Source organism: Neorhizobium tunisiense (genome assembly GCF_039631515.1).
Taxonomy (GTDB): Bacteria; Pseudomonadota; Alphaproteobacteria; order Rhizobiales; family Rhizobiaceae; genus Neorhizobium.
Genome location: NZ_JBDIUU010000001.1, coordinates 91,591 through 109,056 on the forward strand (window position 1 = coordinate 91,591; position 17,466 = coordinate 109,056).

15 protein-coding genes and 1 pseudogene are annotated in these 17,466 nt (G+C 61.4%); 3 read left to right on the forward strand and 13 right to left on the reverse strand.

Features of this window, described 5'->3' with window-relative positions:
- Positions 1-3: 3 nt before the first annotated feature.
- The 5 genes from ABCW43_RS00605 to ABCW43_RS00625 all read right to left on the reverse strand — a co-directional run bounded on the left by ABCW43_RS00605 (position 4) and on the right by ABCW43_RS00625 (position 6,979).
- A complete protein-coding gene (locus ABCW43_RS00605) occupies positions 4-2,433 on the reverse strand; it encodes a beta-mannosidase (RefSeq protein WP_345921670.1) in 2,430 nt (809 codons plus the stop codon).
- Positions 2,434-2,695: 262 nt separating this feature from the next.
- A complete protein-coding gene (locus tag ABCW43_RS00610; protein WP_345921671.1) occupies positions 2,696-3,808 on the reverse strand; it encodes an ABC transporter ATP-binding protein in 1,113 nt (370 codons plus the stop codon).
- 5 nt (positions 3,809-3,813) lie between these two features.
- Complete coding sequence (locus ABCW43_RS00615; RefSeq protein WP_345923267.1) at positions 3,814-4,731, reverse strand: carbohydrate ABC transporter permease; 918 nt, start codon at positions 4,729-4,731, stop codon at positions 3,814-3,816.
- Positions 4,732-4,741: 10 nt separating this feature from the next.
- On the reverse strand, positions 4,742-5,644 hold the full coding sequence (locus ABCW43_RS00620; RefSeq protein WP_007760323.1) for a carbohydrate ABC transporter permease: 903 nt from the start codon (positions 5,642-5,644) through the stop codon (positions 4,742-4,744).
- A 99-nt stretch (positions 5,645-5,743) separates the two neighbouring features.
- Positions 5,744-6,979 carry an ABC transporter substrate-binding protein gene (locus tag ABCW43_RS00625; protein WP_345921672.1) on the reverse strand — a complete coding sequence of 412 codons (1,236 nt, stop codon included), beginning with the start codon at positions 6,977-6,979 and terminating at the stop codon, positions 5,744-5,746.
- A 415-nt stretch (positions 6,980-7,394) separates the two neighbouring features.
- Here ABCW43_RS00625 and ABCW43_RS00630 point away from each other — a divergent pair, with 415 nt between their 5' ends.
- Complete coding sequence (locus tag ABCW43_RS00630) at positions 7,395-8,447, forward strand: LacI family transcriptional regulator (RefSeq protein ID WP_345921673.1); 1,053 nt, start codon at positions 7,395-7,397, stop codon at positions 8,445-8,447.
- A gap of 74 nt (positions 8,448-8,521) precedes the next feature.
- Here ABCW43_RS00630 and gnd read toward each other — a convergent pair whose 3' ends face one another.
- Positions 8,522-9,955 carry an NADP-dependent phosphogluconate dehydrogenase gene (gnd, locus tag ABCW43_RS00635; RefSeq protein WP_345921674.1) on the reverse strand — a complete coding sequence of 478 codons (1,434 nt, stop codon included), beginning with the start codon at positions 9,953-9,955 and terminating at the stop codon, positions 8,522-8,524.
- 396 nt (positions 9,956-10,351) lie between these two features.
- Here gnd and ABCW43_RS00640 point away from each other — a divergent pair.
- Positions 10,352-10,747: pseudogene (locus ABCW43_RS00640) on the forward strand (SRPBCC family protein); the annotation flags it as partial.
- Positions 10,748-10,768: 21 nt separating this feature from the next.
- Entirely contained in the window at positions 10,769-11,125 is a 357-nt protein-coding gene (locus tag ABCW43_RS00645; protein WP_345923269.1) for a VOC family protein, read from the forward strand.
- A 3-nt stretch (positions 11,126-11,128) separates the two neighbouring features.
- Here the strand turns inward: ABCW43_RS00645 and ABCW43_RS00650 are convergent, their stop codons facing one another.
- The 7 genes from ABCW43_RS00650 to ABCW43_RS00680 form a co-directional block, all read right to left on the reverse strand.
- Positions 11,129-11,842 (reverse strand): PAS domain-containing protein, encoded by a 714-nt coding sequence (locus tag ABCW43_RS00650; RefSeq protein ID WP_345921675.1) that lies wholly within the window; start codon positions 11,840-11,842, stop codon positions 11,129-11,131.
- 170 nt (positions 11,843-12,012) lie between these two features.
- Positions 12,013-12,942, reverse strand: coding sequence for a lipid A biosynthesis lauroyl acyltransferase (locus ABCW43_RS00655; protein WP_038587275.1), 930 nt, complete (start codon positions 12,940-12,942; stop codon positions 12,013-12,015).
- A 10-nt stretch (positions 12,943-12,952) separates the two neighbouring features.
- On the reverse strand, positions 12,953-13,981 hold the full coding sequence (locus ABCW43_RS00660; protein ID WP_007760295.1) for a zinc-binding dehydrogenase: 1,029 nt from the start codon (positions 13,979-13,981) through the stop codon (positions 12,953-12,955).
- A gap of 59 nt (positions 13,982-14,040) precedes the next feature.
- Complete coding sequence (locus ABCW43_RS00665; protein ID WP_046626404.1) at positions 14,041-15,327, reverse strand: beta-ketoacyl-ACP synthase; 1,287 nt, start codon at positions 15,325-15,327, stop codon at positions 14,041-14,043.
- A gap of 11 nt (positions 15,328-15,338) precedes the next feature.
- A complete protein-coding gene (locus ABCW43_RS00670; RefSeq protein ID WP_345921676.1) occupies positions 15,339-16,538 on the reverse strand; it encodes a beta-ketoacyl-ACP synthase in 1,200 nt (399 codons plus the stop codon).
- Positions 16,539-16,577: 39 nt separating this feature from the next.
- Positions 16,578-17,051, reverse strand: coding sequence for a 3-hydroxyacyl-ACP dehydratase FabZ family protein (locus ABCW43_RS00675; RefSeq protein WP_037082199.1), 474 nt, complete (start codon positions 17,049-17,051; stop codon positions 16,578-16,580).
- Between the two features lie 31 nt (positions 17,052-17,082).
- Positions 17,083-17,367, reverse strand: a complete 285-nt coding sequence (locus ABCW43_RS00680) for an acyl carrier protein (protein WP_092662234.1) — start codon at positions 17,365-17,367, stop codon at positions 17,083-17,085.
- Between the last annotated feature and the right edge of the window lie 99 nt (positions 17,368-17,466).

Below are 17,466 nucleotides of genomic sequence, written 5' to 3' on the forward strand. Positions count from 1 at the left end.
ACCTCAACCTGCTGCCTGGCAGGAATAGAGGTCGTAGATGCGGAATTGCGGGGTCGCGTCCGTCGGTTCGGCGGGCGTGAAGCGGATGCTGCGGCTTTCGCCAGCGGCGAGATCGAAGGCGTTGTCGGAATAACGGCCGGGCGTGATACTCTCGACCAGCACGAAAAGGGCCAGGCCCTGGGCAGTGATCTTGAGCTCGAAGGCGCTGTCATCGGACGGAGATACGAGAAGCTCGAGGCCGGCCGGTTCAAGCTCCAAAGCCTTGTAATTGCCCGGGACATGATGCCCCTCGCCGCCCATGCCGTTCGATGCGGTGAAGGTCCAGGCGAGGATCGTTCCATCCGGAACATCCGCGGCCGGCAAGGTGAGCACGGTAACTGCGGCATCCGGCGTGCAGCGAGCTTCGAGGCTCCGAAGCGAGCTACGATAGCCCCTGAGGGTCAGCAGCGACAGGTTGAGCGTCGCCGTCACATCTTCCGCTGTGTCATTGACGACCGAGAAGCGAATTTCGCGGCCGTCGTCCGACAGAATCGCAGCGACAGCCACGAGCTGGAAAAAGCGCCGTGCCATGTAATGCAGCACCTTCCAGCTGCCGCCATAATCGAGGCTCGACCACGAAGCCACCGGCCAGGTGTCGTTGAGCTGCCAGTAGAGCGCACCCATGGTGTGCGGCTTCAGCGACCGCCAGAAATCGACGGCAGTCTTGATCGCCAATCCCTGTTGTACCTGGCTCAGATAGACGAAATTGGCGAAATCGGTCGGGAAGCGAAAATTGCGGAACATCGTGCCAGCAATGCGCTCGTTGCCGCCGGCATTCTTCTGATGGTGTTCCATGACCGGCGAGGCGATATTCATGTCCTTGAGCGCAGCATAGGTCTCGATGACCGGCAGCGAGGTATAGGACTGGAAGCCGAATTCAGAGCAGAAGCGCGGGCGAACGGAGCGGTAATCGGCGAACGGTTTGTTCTCGTGCCAGACGGACCAGTAATGCATGTCGCCCGAACCATCCGCATGCCAGGCGTCGCCGTAGTCGAGATAACCGGACGCAGGGCTGGACGGCCACCAGATCGCGTCGGGCGCGGCTTTGCTCAGGGCCTGTTCGATCACCCGGTTCAGCCGGTCGTAGGAGACCAGGTAACGGTCGCGGTTCTCGCGGGATTCCGGAAACCATGTCAGCGCACCGACCAGTTCGTTGTCGCCGCACCAGAGCACGATGGAGGGATGCGAGATCAGCCTGCGGGCCTGATAATCGACTTCCGCCGCGACGTTTTCGAGGAAATCGGTCGTCGAGGGATAGAGGTTGCAGGCGAACTGGAAATCCTGCCAGACCATCAGGCCGAGCTGGTCGCAGAGATCGTAGAACCAGTCCGCCTCATAAAAACCGCCGCCCCAGACGCGGATCATGTTCATGTTGGCGTCGATGGCGGAGCGCAGCAGATCCTCGGTTTTCTCCCGGCTCGAGAGAGAAAACAGCGCGTCGGCGGGGATCCAGTTGGCGCCGCGGCAGAAGATCTCGCGGTCGTTGATACGGAAGGCGAAACGGCTGCCTGCTTCGTCCGGATCGGTCAGCAGTTCGACGGTCCTGAGGCCGATCCTGCGGGTGACGGATTCTGTCGGGGTGCCCACCTTCAGGTCGTAAAGATCCTGCTCGCCACTGCCCGAAGGCCACCAGAGTTTCGGGTTTTCGACGTGGAAGACGTGGCTAACGACCGTCTCGCCGGCGCGCACGCCACAATCGAGCCGGACCCGTTCTTCACCGAGCGAAAAGAACACCGGCAGCACGCCCTGCCCTTCGGCATGGAACGTCACGCTGACTACGAGATCGACCGCGCCCGCCTCATGTCTCTGGCTGGTGACGACATGTTCGATACGGGCGGTATCGAGCCTCTTCAGGGCGATTTCGCCGTAGAGGCCGAGTGGCGCCAAAGCGACATTCCAGTCCCAGCCAAAATGGCATTGCGGTTTGCGCAGCATATTGCCGTTCGGGATCGGCGAATTGGTTTTGGAATAAGGAATGTAGAAGGGCTGCCGCGCCTGCCGCGCCGCCCCTTCCGCGATGCTGGAATGGAAAAGGATGCGGATCGTGTTCTCGCCAGCCTTCAGCGCCTTCGATACGTCCGGCCTGTAACGGCGGAAGCAGTTGTCTGCCTCAAGCACCGGGATGTCGTTGACGAAGACGGTCGCGACCGTATCGAGATCGGTGATGTCGAGATACCAGGAACCGGCCGGATCATCGAGCGTGAAACGCCGCTCGATCGTCCAGTCTGCGTTTGCGACCCATTGGACGTCGTTCTCGTTGCGGCCGAAATAGGGGTCGGGGATGATGCCGGCCGTCTTCAGCGCAGTATGAATGTCGCCGGGGATCGGCATCCCCGTGCGATGCGTTCCGTCGGCAGATGCGAGCTGCCAGGGGCCGGAGAGGTCGATATCCATTAGGATGCCCGCCCGCAAAATTCAGGGCGTGCCGGAGCAGCCCCCCTCTGCCCTGCCGGGCATCTCCCCCACAAGGGGGGAGATTGGCTGGGCGCGCCCGAGTCACTTCGACCGTGAGCCTCGAAGAGGGCGAGACTTTGCCACGAGTCGATCTCCCCCCTTGTGGGGGAGATGTCCGGCAGGACAGAGGGGGGTATTACCTGCCGCAACGACAATTGCCCCAAGGGCGATCGGCCCACCTGCAACTGGCTCGACGAAAACATCAGATGCGCTCTTCCGTCTCTGCATCGAACAGCGAGGCCATGGTCATGTCGAAGGCGAGGCGCACCTTGGCACCGACGGCGTAACGCCGTGCGCCGCCGATGCGAACCGACATCACGTGACCGGCATGCTTCAGCCAGAGCAGGTTGTCGGCGCCCATGGGCTCCTCGATATCGACGATCGCCTCATGCACTTCGCCGCCGGCGATGTCGCCATCCACCTTGATGTGTTCCGGACGGACCCCGAGGATGACCTTGCGTCCGCCCTTCAGCGGCTCGTAAGCATCGTAACCGTCGAGCGAGAAGCTGACGCCATTGGTCTTGAAGACGGTATGGCCGCCCTCCTCCGCCAGCTCACCGTTCAGGAAGTTCATCGACGGCGAGCCGATGAAGCCAGCGACGAAACGGTTCTTCGGCCGGTTGTAGATCGTCACCGGATCGTCGAGCTGCTGGATGACGCCGCTCTTCATGATGGCGATGCGGTCGGCCAGCGTCAGCGCCTCGATCTGGTCGTGGGTGACGTAGATCATCGTGTTCTTGAGCGCCTGGTGCAGCCGTTTGATCTCGACGCGCAGTTCCGAGCGCAGCTTCGCATCGAGGTTCGACAGCGGCTCGTCGAACAGGAAGACATCCACGTCGCGCACCAATGCACGGCCGATCGCGACGCGCTGGCGCTGGCCGCCGGAGAGTTCGGAGGGTTTGCGTTTCAGCAGCGGTTCGATCTGCAGGATGCCGGAGGCGCGTGCCACGCGGCGATCGATCTCGTCCTTCGGAACCTTGGCGACGCGCAGGCCGAAGGAGAGGTTTTTTTCCACCGTCATCTGCGGATAGAGTGCGTAGGACTGGAACACCATGCCGATGCCGCGGTCCTTGGGTTCTTCCCAGGTGACGTTCTTGTCCTTGATGAAGATTTGGCCTTCGGTGGGCTCCAGAAGGCCGGCGATGCAGTTCAGCAGCGTGGACTTGCCGCAGCCGGACGAGCCGAGCAGGACCAGGAACTCGCCGTCCTGGATGTCGAGGTTGAGATTTTCGAGCACCTTCACCGAGCCGAAGGACAGCGACAGTTCGCGGATGGAAACGCTGCTCTGAGTGCGCGCGGAAACATTGTTGAGCATCAGGCTTATCCTTTGACTGCGCCGGCCGCGATGCCGCGGACGAAAAGCCGGCCGGAAACGAAATAGACGATCAGCGGAACCGCACCCGTCAACAGCGTCGCCGCCATGTTGACGTTGTATTCCTTCACGCCCTGAACCGAGTTGACGATATTGTTGAGCTGCACGGTCATCGGGTAGGTATCCGGCCGGGTGAACACCACGCCGAACAGGAAGTCGTTCCAGATACCGGTGGTCTGCAGGATCATCGAGACGACGAAGATCGGCAGCGACATGGGCAGCATGATCCGGAAATAGATCTGCCAGAACCCCGCCCCGTCGATGCGCGCGGCCTTGAAGAGTTCTTCCGGCAGCGAGACGAAATAGTTGCGGAACAGCAGCGTCTGGATCGGCATGCCGAAAATCGAATGCACCAGGATGAGGCCGTAGAGCGTGCCGTAGAGGCCCATTTCGCGCAGCACGATGACGATCGGATAGATCATCACCTGATAGGGAATGAACGCGCCGACGATCAGGATCGTGAAGAAGATCTCCGAACCCTTGAACCGCCAGTTGGCAAGCGCATAACCGTTCACCGAGGCGATCGCGATCGACACGATCACCGATGGCACGGTGATCCGGACCGAATTCCAGAAGCCACGCGAAAGACCGTCGCAGTTCAAGCCCGTGCAGGCCTGCGCCCAGGCCTTCACCCAGGGCTCGAAGGTGATCTCCATCGGCGGCGAGAAGATGTTGCCGAGGCGGATTTCCGGCATGCCCTTCAGCGAGGTGACGACCATCACATAGAGAGGAATAAGGTAATAAATTGCCGCAAGGCCGAGCGCGCCATAGACGATGATATTGCGCGACGAGAGCGTTTTGCGGGGGCGTTTCCCCTGCGGTCCGGTTTCCAGCCGGGAACCGGCCGGATTGGAGATGGCGGGCATCGTGAGCGATTTATCCACGCTTGCGTCCTCCGAATTCGAGATAGGCCCAGGGCACGATGATGATGGCGACGGCGAGCAGCATCATCGTGGATGCGGCAAAGCCCTGGCCGAGGTTCTGGGCGAAGAACATGTAGTCGTAGACGTATTTGGCCGGCACGTCGGAGGCGATGCCGGGGCCGCCGCTCGTCTGTGCCACGACAAGGTCGTAGATCCTGACGATGCCGCTGGCGATAATGACCAGCGTGGTGACGAAGACCGGCCGCATCATCGGGATGATGATGAACAGATAGGTCTTCCACATCGGGATGCCATCGACGCGTGCGGCCTTCCAGATGTCCTCGTCGATGCCGCGAAGCCCGGCGAGCATCAGGCACATGACGAGCCCCGTCCCCTGCCACAGCGCGGCGATCAGGATGCCGTAGATGACGATGTCGGAGTTGTAGAGCGGATCGAAGGTGAAGCTCGTCCAGCCGAGCGAACGGACCACCGACTGCACCCCGAATTCCGGGTTGAGGATCCATTGCCAGACAAGGCCTGTGACGATGAAGGACAGCGCGAACGGATAGAGGAAGATCGTCCGGAACGTGTTTTCGAACCGGATCTTCTGGTCCATCAGCGCCGCCAGCAGGAAACCGATCGTCAGGCTGAAGATCAGCGACAGGCATCCGTAGGTCGCCAGGTTCTGGATCGAGACGATCCATCGCGGCGTATCCCAGAGCCGCTCATACTGCTCCAGGCCGACGAAGGACAGGCGTGGCAGGAGCTTGGAATTGGTGAAGGAATAAACAACGGTCCAGATCGTGCCGCCGAGAAAGATCACCACGGCCGTCAGCATCATCGGGATCGAGGCAATCTTCGAATTGAGATTGCGGAACAACTGGTTGGGTCGGCCGGGCTGAGTATGCGCCGCCATGGTCAACTCCTCTGGATAACAAAGGCTGCCGGAAGCAAGCCACCACCGGCCCCGCCCCTCTCGGACGCGGAGCCGGCTGTTGGATCGCTGTCTGTCGGATCAACCGGCCTTGGAGAAAATGGCGACGAAGCGCTTCTGGGCTTCCTCGGCCGTGATCGACGTATTGGCGAAGAACTGCGACATCAGGTCTTCCAGCTGCTTTTGCGTATCCTGCGTGATCAGCTGGTCGGTGCTGGTGACGACGTTGCCCTTGGCGAGGATTTCGAGACCCTTCTTCATGCAGTCGTTGGCGGCCGCAAGATCGACGTCGCCACGCACCGGCAGCGAGCCTTTCTTGAGGTTGAAGGCGACCTGCGTCTTGGCGTCGAGCAGCGTCGAGGCGAGCGCTTCCTGTGCCTTCGTCTTCGCCGCGTCCTTGAGGACCGGGAAGTAGAAGGCGTCGCCGGCCGTCGAGATCACCTCGTTGACGCCGAGGCCCGGCAGGCAGGTATAATCGACGCCGGCCTTCTTGCCGGCAAGCTGGAATTCGCCCTGCGCCCAGTCACCCATGATCTGACCGCCGGCCTTGCCGGTGATCACCATGTTGGTGGCCTGGTTCCAGTCCTGGACGTTGGTGCCCTTCGACATCTTGCGGGCATCGTCGGCCGCCTTGAAGACCTTGGCCATTTCCGGACCGGCCGCGACCTTTGCGTCCTTGTCGCCATAGACCTTCTGGTAAATCTCCTTGCCACCGATCGCGACCGTCAGCACGGCGAACAGACCGGTCGATTGCCAGGCCTGGCCGCCGACTGCGAGTGGCACGATGCCGGCCTTTTCAAGCGCCGGAGCGGCTGCGACATACTCGTCCCAGTTCTTCGGAACCGCAACGCCCGCCTTCTTGAAGGCGTCGTTGGAAAGCCACAGCCACTGCCAGGAATGGATGTTGAGCGGCACGCAGTAGATCTTGCCCTCGAACGTGCAGGATTTCAGCAGGCCCGCGGGACGGACGATCTTGTCCCAGCCTTCCTTCTTGGCGAGATCGGTGAAATCGCGCATCAGGCCTGCCTGGACCAGCTCCTCGGCTTGGCGGCCATGGTTGAACTGGGTGGCCGACATCGGATCGCCGCCGGTGATACGGCTGATCATGATCGGGCGGGCGGTGCCGCCGGAGCCGGCAATCGCGCCGTCAACCCACTTGTTGCCGGTTGCGTTGAAAGCCTTGGCGAGTTCCGCGACTGCGGCAGCCTCGCCTCCGGACGTCCACCAATGGGTGACTTCGAGATCTGTGGCATGAGCCGCGCCTAACGGCAGCATCACGGTTGCGGCAAGAACAGCCGCCATAGAACGAATATTCATGAGTCTCCTCCCTCACTGAAACGTTGCCGTAAAAACGTAAGGCAATCCCCCATGTCACGCAACCTGTTTTGGGAGAAAAAATTCTGGAGTCGCGAAAATACAATCTTAAGAAGAATCCAGAGAGGTATCGGCGACGCCGAAGCTCTGTCAATTCCTAGCAATATTGCCCGGTGTGTCCGACATAACGGGCAATATCAGGAAACCTAGCATTCGCGCCTGCACAAATCCATTTCGCATATGCGTTGTACAACCCAAGGCTATGGAACTCTGGCATTGATCAAAATTCCACTCGACTTTTTACCTGTATCGTTTCAGTTATTGATTTCGAGTGGAGGACAAGGGAGGTGTCGCGACGTTTCCGGGCAAGCTTCAGCCCTTTATAGTGGGCAACTGACTCGGGCAGCGACGGCAAACAATGGACGATAGCGGAAGATCAAAGACGGGCGGAACGCAGACGGCGGTCCGTGAACGTCCTACCTTGAAAACGATCGCCTATATGACGGGCCTCGGCATCACCACGGTCTCGCGTGCGCTGAAGGATGCGCCGGATATCGGCGCCGACACCAAGGAACGCGTCCGCCTCATCGCCAACCAGCTCGGTTATCAGCCGAACCGCGCCGGCGTGCGCCTCAGAACCGGCAAGACCAATGTCATCGCGCTGGTGCTCAGCATCGACGAGGAGTTGATGGGCTTTACCAGCCAGATGGTGCATGGCATTTCCGAAGTGCTGGGCGGCACGCAATATCACCTCGTGGTGACGCCGCATTCCTTCCAGAAGGACCCGATGGTGCCGGTGCGCTATATCCTCGATACCGGCTCGGCCGACGGAGTGATTATCTCACGCATCGAGCCCGACGACGCGCGGGTACGACTGATGACGGAGCGCAACCTGCCGTTCGTTACCCACGGTCGCACCGACATGGGGATAATCCATCCCTATCACGACTACGACAATGAGGCTTACGCCTATCAGGCCGTCCGCAAGCTGGTGGAAAAAGGCCGCCGGAGGATCGCGTTTCTGTCGCCGGGAAGCCGCTTCTCGTTCTACGTCCACAGCCGCATCGGCTTCGAACGCGGGCTTGCCGATTTTGGTGCTACCGAAGTGCCGATGGGCCGGGTGACCAGCGAGACGCCACTCGAAGAAACCCGCGCCTATGCGGAACGCATGATGCGCGCGGCCGAGCCTCCGGACGGGATCATCTCGATCAGCGGATCGGCGACGATCGCACTGGTGGCCGGGATCGAGGCCGCGGGCAAGAAGCTGGGGCACGACGTCGACATTGTATCGAAACAGTCGGCCGATTTCCTCAACTGGATCCGGCCGGAGATCTATACGGTGAGCGAGGATATCCGCCAGGCGGGACGGGAGCTCGCCAAGGCCCTGATGGCACGCATCGACGGCGTCGGTCCCGAACTGCTGCAGAGCGTCGCAAGCCCCGTCTGGTCGAAGATGGCGCCCAAGGACTAAGGCCTAAAAACTAGGGACCGAAAACAAAAATGCCCGCCGGATCCGGCGGGCATTTTTCGTCATACCGATGAAAATCAGGCGAACTCGCTCAGACCGCTGCCCCACGGGCCGTGGTGCTTGTCGACGCCGTCGAGGCGGTCGAAGCCGTGGGCGCCGAAGAAGTCCCGCTGCGCCTGGATGAGGTTCGCCGTGCCGCGGCCGCGACGATAGGCATCGAAATAGGAGAGCGCCGAAGCGAGCGCCGGAACCGGCAGGCCCGACAGAGCGGCGTAGGACACGACGCGACGCAATGGGGCGTCGGTATCCTTGACCATCTGCGCGAAGGCCGGCGTGACGATCAGGTTCGCCACATGCGGGTCCTTGGTGAAGGCCGAGGTGATCTCGTCGAGGAAGGCCGAGCGGATGATGCAGCCGGCGCGCCAGATCTTGGCGATCGTCGGCATCGGCAGGTTCCAGTTATATTCGACCGACGCCGCAGCCATGACCGCGAAGCCCTGCGCATAGGCGCCGATCTTGGCGGCGAGCAGCGCGCTTTCGAGGTCGGCGATGAAGGCCGCCTTGTCCTTCGGCGCTTCCGCGACCTTCGGCAGGCCGAAGATCTTTTCGGCAGCGAGGCGTTCGGTTCTCTGGGACGACAGGATGCGGCCGGCGACGGCGGCTTCGATGGCGGTTGCGGCAACGCCCATGTTCTGGGCTTCGATGACCGACCACTTACCCGTGCCCTTCTGGCCGGCGGCATCGACGATCAGATCGACCATCGGCTTGCCGGTGATCGGATCGGCGGCCTTCAGAACCGTCTGGCTGATCTCGATCAGATAGGAGTTCAGGCGGCCCTCGTTCCACTTGCCGAACACGTCGCCGATTTCGGACGCGCTCATGCCGAGGCCATCGCGCAGGATGCCGTAGATTTCGGCGATCATCTGCATGTCGGCATATTCGATGCCGTTATGGATGGTCTTGACGAAATGGCCGGCGCCGTTTTCGCCGAGCCAGGCGACGCAGGGCTCGTCGTTGAACTTGGCCGAGATCGAGGTCAGCACCTTCTCGACGCGCTTCCAGCTGTCCTCGGTGCCGCCGACCATGATCGACGGGCCGTGGCGCGCACCCTCTTCACCGCCCGATACGCCCATGCCGATGAAGGTCAGGCTCGAGTCTTTCAGATTGTCGAAGCGGCGCATCGTATCGCGGAAATTGGCATTGCCGGCATCGATCATGATGTCGCCGGCTGAGAGATAAGGCTTCAGGAGCTCCATCTGCTGATCGACCGGGTCGCCGGCCTTGATCATGATGATGATCGGCCGCGGCGGACGGATGGCGGCGACGAATTCTTCGAGTGTCTCGCAAGGGATAACCTGGCCCTGCAGTTCGCCGGCTTCGGCGTAGAACTTGCGGGTCGCTTCCGGAGACCGGTTGAAGACGGCGATCTTGTTGCCTTTTTCGGCGATGTTGAGGGAGAGGTTAGAGCCCATGACGCCGAGCCCGATAAGGCCGATTTCTGCCTGTTCCACGGATGTGCCTCCATATTGAGATTCGAGGGTGTTGTCGCATTCATATAGGGAAACGGCAAGGCGATGGCGACGCTAAACGATTAAATTTCAATGACACTCCGTCTTCTCCGTGGCAAGGCAGCGACCTGTTTTTTCCAAGCGGAACCGCGTCTTGCGACTGCCCAATTCGGATGCGACAAGGAGGGTACGAATACGGCCAGAGATATGCGTAGGGATTTGCCGATACTGGCTAAAGCCGGTTATGCCGATCAGGCGCATATGACGCGCGACGTGAAGGATCTGACCACTTTGACGCCGGGAGAGATTCGCGGGCAACTTTGCGGCTGATTGTCCGTTTTGTTCAAGAACCGCTGTTTCTCATCGGCTAGACCGAGGGAAAATCGAGGATCCCACCATATGACCACCCTGCCCGCCCGTATCATTCATATCGGCATCGAGAGACCTTGGCAGCATGTCTACGCCTTCGCGAGCCGGCCGGAAAACATGCCGCTCTGGGCATCCGGCCTTGCCGCCGGGCTGACCCGCGACGGCGACGACTGGATCGGCGACGGCGGACCGGTCGGCCTGGTGCGCGTGCGGTTCTCGCCTGACAATCCGTTCGGCATCCTCGATCACACGGTGACGATGGGAAACGGCCTCGTCGTCGAAAACCCGTTGCGCGTCGTGCCGAACGGCGATGGTGCTGAAGTCATGTTCACACTTTTCCAGCGCCCCGATCTTGACGACGCGGCTTTCGAGGCAGATGCCGCCCATGTGCGGAACGATCTCATGGCACTGAAAAGCCTGCTGGAAGAAAAGAAACAGGAGGGCCCGATGGGCACCAAGGAAGCCGATCGCAAGATCGACTATATCGAGTTCAACGTGAAGGATATCGAAGCCGCCAAGGCGTTCTACGGCTCGGCCTTCGGCTGGACTTTCACGGACTATGGACCGGACTACTGCGAATTCCAGGACGGAAGGCTGACAGGCGGCTTTGCGAAGTCGGCGGATGTAACGGCCAAAGGCGGTCCGCTCGTCATTCTTTTCGCAAACGATCTGGAGGATGCGCTATCGCGGGTCGAAAAGGGTGGCGGCAGGATCGTCAAACCGATCTTCTCATTCCCCGGCGGGCGGCGATTCCAATTTACCGATCCGGAGGGCTACGAGCTGGCCATCTGGTCCGACAGGTAAGGGTTAGGCAGCGGGGCGCCGGCGCCGGTCGGCGGTTTCCTGCATGACGAGAAGCGCGCCGATGAGCTGCGACGAGCCCGAAACGCAAGGTGACATGCGGCAGCGAAAGACGACCGTCTGGCCGTCGATCTGATCCGCGTAGGTGAGCGATATGCTCTCGCCGGCAAAGCATCGGTCGAGGTTGGGTTTGAAATCGTTCTTGAAGCGGTGGAGGCCGATAAATTCCGCGAAATGCCGGCCGATCAGATCGTCGCGCGCCAGATCGAGCCGGCGTGCGTTGGTCTCATTGGAATAAAAGATCCGATAGCCGGGTGCGATCACGACGATCCGGTCGGAGATGCGATTGAGCAGAGCGTCGTCGAGAAAACCGTCAACTGTCGCTTCGGCGATCACCGCATGCTCGGGCGGCTCCGGCTCCGGGCGGCGATTGGCCGACAGACCCATTTCCGGGACGACATAACGCTCCACAAGCATCTGCAGCAAATGTCCGTTGCGGCGGACGCAGCCGCGGTCATCGGCCTCCTCGTTCAGGAGGTCCAGCGCGAAGCGGAATTGAGCCTGGATGCTGGCCGGATCCTTGCTCTGGCTCGAAAAGACGGCCAGCAGAAGCGGATCGAGTTCACGATCGAGCAAAGCGGTCGCGGACACGTCATTGCGCTCGACCGCCTGCCGCAGGTCGGCATATTTTGACCAGAACAGATCGATCAACGCTTCCAAAATGCCCTCCCCTTGGTGCCGGAGATTACCGCCGATTCTTCCCCAAGATCGACGCCTCCAAATATTTAAATGCGAATCAGATTAATTTATCCCTCAAAAGCAGACCCGATTTGTAGCCGGTGACTTAAAGTAGAATGCAGTAACGCGGTCCGGAAAAGCTCAAAATCCGATTACAGATACCGTTTGATATGCCACCGGTCGTGGTACCAGAGCCATTGTTCGGGGTATTCGCGAACCCAGGTTTCCACCTTGTCGTTGAGGAGCTGCCCGGTGGCCTGGAGGTCGAGTTTGCCGTTCGCGTCGCGCGGCAGTTCGATCTTCGGCTCGATCTCCAGCCGGAAGCGGTTGCCCGGCAGTCGGATGCAGCGGGCCGGATAAACTTCCGCATCGAACTGCCGGACCAATTTTGCGAGCAAGGGGCTCGTTTGGACGGGCTGTCCGAAAAAGCTGGTCTTGAGACCCTTGCGGAATTTCTGATCCACAAGGACGCCAACGCCGCCGCCCGTTTCGAGCTTGCGCGCCAGAGCAAAGGACGAGCCGGCATGCGAAGGCACGAGCTGGCCCATGCGGGCGCTGCGGAAGGCAAAAACCTTGTCGGCGATATAAGGATTGTTCGGCGGCCGGAAAAGAACCGTCACTTCGAGGCCGAACGCATTGCCGGCGACCGGCAGCAGTTCGAAATTGCCCGTATGGGCCGTGAAGACGATGAACGGGCGCGGATTGTCGCGCAGGTCCACGAAGATCGGCACGCCCGAGACTTCCACCCTGCCCGGCTTGTCCTGTTCGGGATCGAAATCGAACAGCCTGTCGAGGAAAACGTATTCGGCGGCGAGCCGGCCCATATGGCCCCAGCTCGCTATGGCGATCTCTTCAAGTTCCTCGTCTGTCTTTTCCGGATAGGCATTGCGCAGGTTGACGAGCATCAGCTTGTGGCGGCCGAGCTTCGGCCCGATACGACGCGCCATCCGGTCGGCGAACCGGATGCCCGGATCCGCCGGAAAGATCTTCAGGAAATTGAGGAGCCCGAACGCGCTCTGCGCCACCAGCCATTGCTGGAAGTGGAGTAACGCCAGAGCGATCCGGGTCAGGAACATCTTCACGGGGGACGCCTCAGTCCATCCGGAGCACGATCTTGCCGAACACCTGGCGGGTTTCCATCCGTTCCAGCGCCTTGTCGATCTCGGCGAAGGTGACCTCCGTGTCGATCACCGGATGAACGATGCCTTGCGCCATCTTCTGCATGGCATTCGCCATGTTCTCCATGCGGCAGCCGAACGAGCCGAACAGCTTCAGCTGCTGCTGGAAGAGCATCATCAGGTTCATGTCGGTCGAGACGCCGGATGTGGAACCGCAGGTGACAAGGCGGCCGCCGCGCTTCATGCACAGCATCGAGCCGGCCCAGGTATCCTTGCCGACATGTTCGAAGACGACGTCGACGCCCTTCTTCTTGGTGAGCTTGCGCACGACGCCCTCGAAGCGGTCGGTGCGGTAGTTGATGACGTGATCGGCGCCGAGCGCCTTGGCCCGTTCGATCTTGTCGTCCGAGCCGACCGTGGTGATCACCGTACAGCCGATCTTCTTGGCGAGCTGGATCGCAGCCGTGCCGATGCCCGAGCCGCCGGCATGGACGAGAATGGTTTCGCCCGGCTGCAGCTTGGCATTGTCGAACAGCATGTGCTCTACGGTGCCGAAAGTCACCGGCGCCAGCGCTGCGGCAACCGCATCGACGCCCGGAGGGGCCGGCACCAGCAGGCGGGCCGGCAGGTTGGCCTTTTCCTGTGCAAAGCCGTCCAAATGGAACCCGTGCACGCCCGAAACGTGTTCGCAGAGATTGTCGCGCTTCTCGCGGCAGGGCTTGCAGAGACCGCAGGTGCGCGCGCCGTAGATCGACACGAGCTGGCCCGGCAGGACGTTCGAGACACCCGGACCGATCGCTTCGACCACGCCGGACGCTTCCGCTCCGATCGTCAGCGGCATCTTGCGCTTGGCGAATGCCATGCCGCGCCAGCCCCAGACGTCGATATGGTTGAGGGCGACGGCCTTGACCCGCAGCGTTACCTCGCCTGGGCCTGGGGCCTCCGGCTCGGGAATGTCCACCGCTTCGAGCTTCCGGTCATCGATCAGTTGCAGAGCGCGCATAATAGGTCTTCCTTCGCCCGGAGGCGTCCCAATTCGTCAAACGTGATTGGCGACGGTCTCTAAGCCGGTTCCAGCGTCATGACAAGGCTGGCGTTCTGTCCACCGAAGCCGAATGAGTTGGAAAGCACCGCCGTCGGCTGCCCGTCCCGCTTTTTGTTCGGCACGACATCGAGCACGATGGTCGGATCGGGGTTGGTATAGTTGATGGTCGGCGGCAGGGTTCCGGTCAGCATCGTCTGGATCGAGAACACGGCTTCGACGGCGCCGGCCGCAGTCAACGTATGGCCAATCATCGACTTGTTGGAGGAAACCGGGATTTCCTTCAGCCGGTCGCCGAAGACGGCGAGCATCGCGCCATATTCCATCTTGTCGTTTTCCGGCGTCGAGGTGCCATGCGCGTTGATGTAGCCGATGCCGCTTTCGTCCATGCCGGCATCCGCCAGCGCAGCACGAATCGTGGCGATCGCAGGGCCGCCGTCAGGCGACGAACGGGTGCGGTGGAAATGGTCGGCCTTCTCGCCGCAGCCCTTCATGATGCCGAGCACCTTGGCGCCGCGAGCGATCGCCGATTCGAGCGATTCGAGCACCAGGGTCGCCGCACCTTCGGCGATGACGAACCCGTCGCGGTCCTTGCTGAACGGCTTGGAAGCCTTTTCCGGCGGATCGTTCTGGGTGGACAGTGCCGAGAGAAGCGAAAAGCGGATCAGCGCCTCGGCGCTGACCGAACCGTCGGTCGCAACCACCAGCGAGCGGTCGGTACGGCCCTGGCGGATCGCCTCGACGCCGAGCTGGATGGCGGTCACGCCCGAAGCACAGGCCGTGGAAAGGGTGACGGGCAGGCCGCGAGTTCCGAACTTGTCAGCGAGGCGTTCGGAGATCGAGCCGAACTGGACGGCTTCGAGGAAGACCGGATCCGGACGCTCGCGCATGGCGGCGAGGAAACGGTCATAGGCGTCGCCCTCGGCCTTCGACGGCGGAGCGCGGTCGGCAAGCGCGAAACGATCGCTCCATTCCGGCTCGACCGGCGGTGCGGCAAGGAACAGCGGTCCGTCGAAATCGCCTGAAAGGCCCGACTGGGCGAGCGCCTCGGTAGTGGTCTCGCGGGCGAAGGCGAAGGAACGTTCGACGGAGTTTTCGGCCGGAACGGCGATGAAATCCACCGTGCCGCTGATCCGGGTGGACAGGCCCTCGGTCGGAAAACGGGTCACCTTGTGGATGCCGGACGTGCCAGACGTTAGCGCAGCCCAGTTGTCGGCCAGCCCCTGGCCGAGCGAGGTGATGACACCCATGCCGGTGATCGCGATGATCGGGCGGCCGAGATGATCCTTGAAGCGGTTGTCGCTCATCAAAATCTCCTTTACGCGGCCGAGAGGACTGCAAGGCCCTCGCCGCGCGTATAACCGACGGTCGTCACGACGGCGTGCTTCGCGGGCGCAGCCATCGGCTTCTCGTTCTCGGCGTCGAATGTGGGTACTGTGGACGCACCATCCAAGGTCAACGCCGCGAGCGCCAGACCCAGCGGGAACTGGGCTTCCATGCCGTGCCCGGTGACACCGCCAAATCCGCGGATCGCCGCTCCGGGGAATTCGGTCTCCAGCAGCGCCTTTTCCCGCGTCGCGAGATCGACGACGCCGCTCGCGCCGGAAAACACGATCGTATCGGCCTTCGAAATGCCGGAAGCATGGCCGGCAAGACGGGTGAGGCGCTTTTCGAGCCTGCCTTCATCGCGATTGCCACGATCGCCTTCGATCGCGTCGATAACGGCATAGATATGGGCGCCACGCGCTTCCGCATGGGCGCGCGATTCGAGCACCAGGAAGGCACCGACCGTGCCCATGATCATGCCGCCGCCGTTGTCGGCGGAACGCGACCAGAGCGGATGCCAGCCGCCCGTCGCATGCGCCTGGATGCCTTCGACCAGAAGGATGATGTCGGCGCGTTCAGCGACGAAGGCGCCGCCGACCAGGCTGTGGGTCGATTGGCCGGCCTTGATGCGGTGGAAGGCGGTCTCGACGGCGGAGATGCCGGCCGCCTCTTCGCCCATGAAGGTGCGCGACGAACCGGTGACCTTGTGGACGATCGAGATATTACCGGCGACGAGGTTGGAAAGCTGGGCTAGAAACAACGTCGGGCGGAGCTCGGTGGTCAGCTTCTCGTTCAAAAGCATTTCGCGGTCGTTGCGCTTCAGCGCTTCGTCGACGATCAGCGAATCGACCTTGATGTCGCGCTCGCCGCCGCCGGCGGCGACGATCATGTCCATGGAGGCGCAGGCTTCGGCGTCCGTCTTCAGGCCTGCGTCGTCGAGGGCAAGGCCGGCCGAAAAAACGCCTAGCCGCTGCCAGTTCTCCATCTGGCGCTGGTCGCCTCGCTTGGCGATCTGCGCCGACCAGTCGATCTCGGGCATCGGATGCACCGGATAGGGCGCGAAGCGGTCGGTTTCGACTTTCGGAGCGCCGGCTTCCGTCGACGACAGGAGCGCGATATGCGGCTCCTTGCCAACGCCCTGGCTGGTGACGATCCCGATACCGGTGATCACGACATCATTGTCAGACTTCATAATGTCCTCTTTGACCCACCGGCTTGAACGGGCGGGCTTTTATGCGCTTGCAGCAATCGCATCCATCAGGCCGACCTCTTCCGCGCGCTTGCGGATGACCGGCGCCAGCGGGATCTCGCTGAACGGCATGGTGCGCAGTTTGAGCTGCGCGTCACAGACCTTCTTGCCGTTACACGTGATCTTTGCCTTGGTCACCGCGTAACCGGATCCCTCATGCTCCAGAAACGCCTCGATGTCGAGAACCGCGTCGGGTTCCACAAAGGCGCGCATCTTGGCGCCGTCGACCGACATCAGGAACGGCATGGCGGCGAAATCGGTGGCGGCAAGCACCAGGAAACCGGAGGCCTGCGCCATGGTTTCGATCAGGAGCACACCCGGCACCAGCGGCATTCCGGGAAAATGGCCTTCGAAGACAGGGCTTTTGGACGGCACGACAGACCGCGCCTTCAACACCTTGGCCCCAAGATCGACCGCTTCGACGCGGTCGATCATCTGGAAATATTCGAGCAGCATGAGTTTGCCGGCCCGGGATGATCGGAGACGATCAGCCCTTGGCCGCCTTCAGCTCGTCGATCTTGGCACACAGGTTCTTCAGAACGAAGTACTCTTCGGTCGAAACCTTGCCTTCGTTCACTTCCTGGGTCCACTGTTCCAGCGGAATCTTGATCCCGAATTCCTTGTCGATGGCGAACACGATATCCAGGAAGTCCAGGCTGTCGATGCCCAGGTCATCGATCGTGTGGCTTTCCGGCGTGATGGTTTCGCGATCGATTTCGCTGGTTTCAGCGATGATGTCGGCAACTTTATCGAATGTAGCTGTCACGCCCATGTCCTTTGTCGAATATCAAAATCAAGGTTCCACATAGGGAAATCGATCACAAATGCCAATGGCCTCGTGTTCCCGCATGGAAATTTGCACCGGAACTGT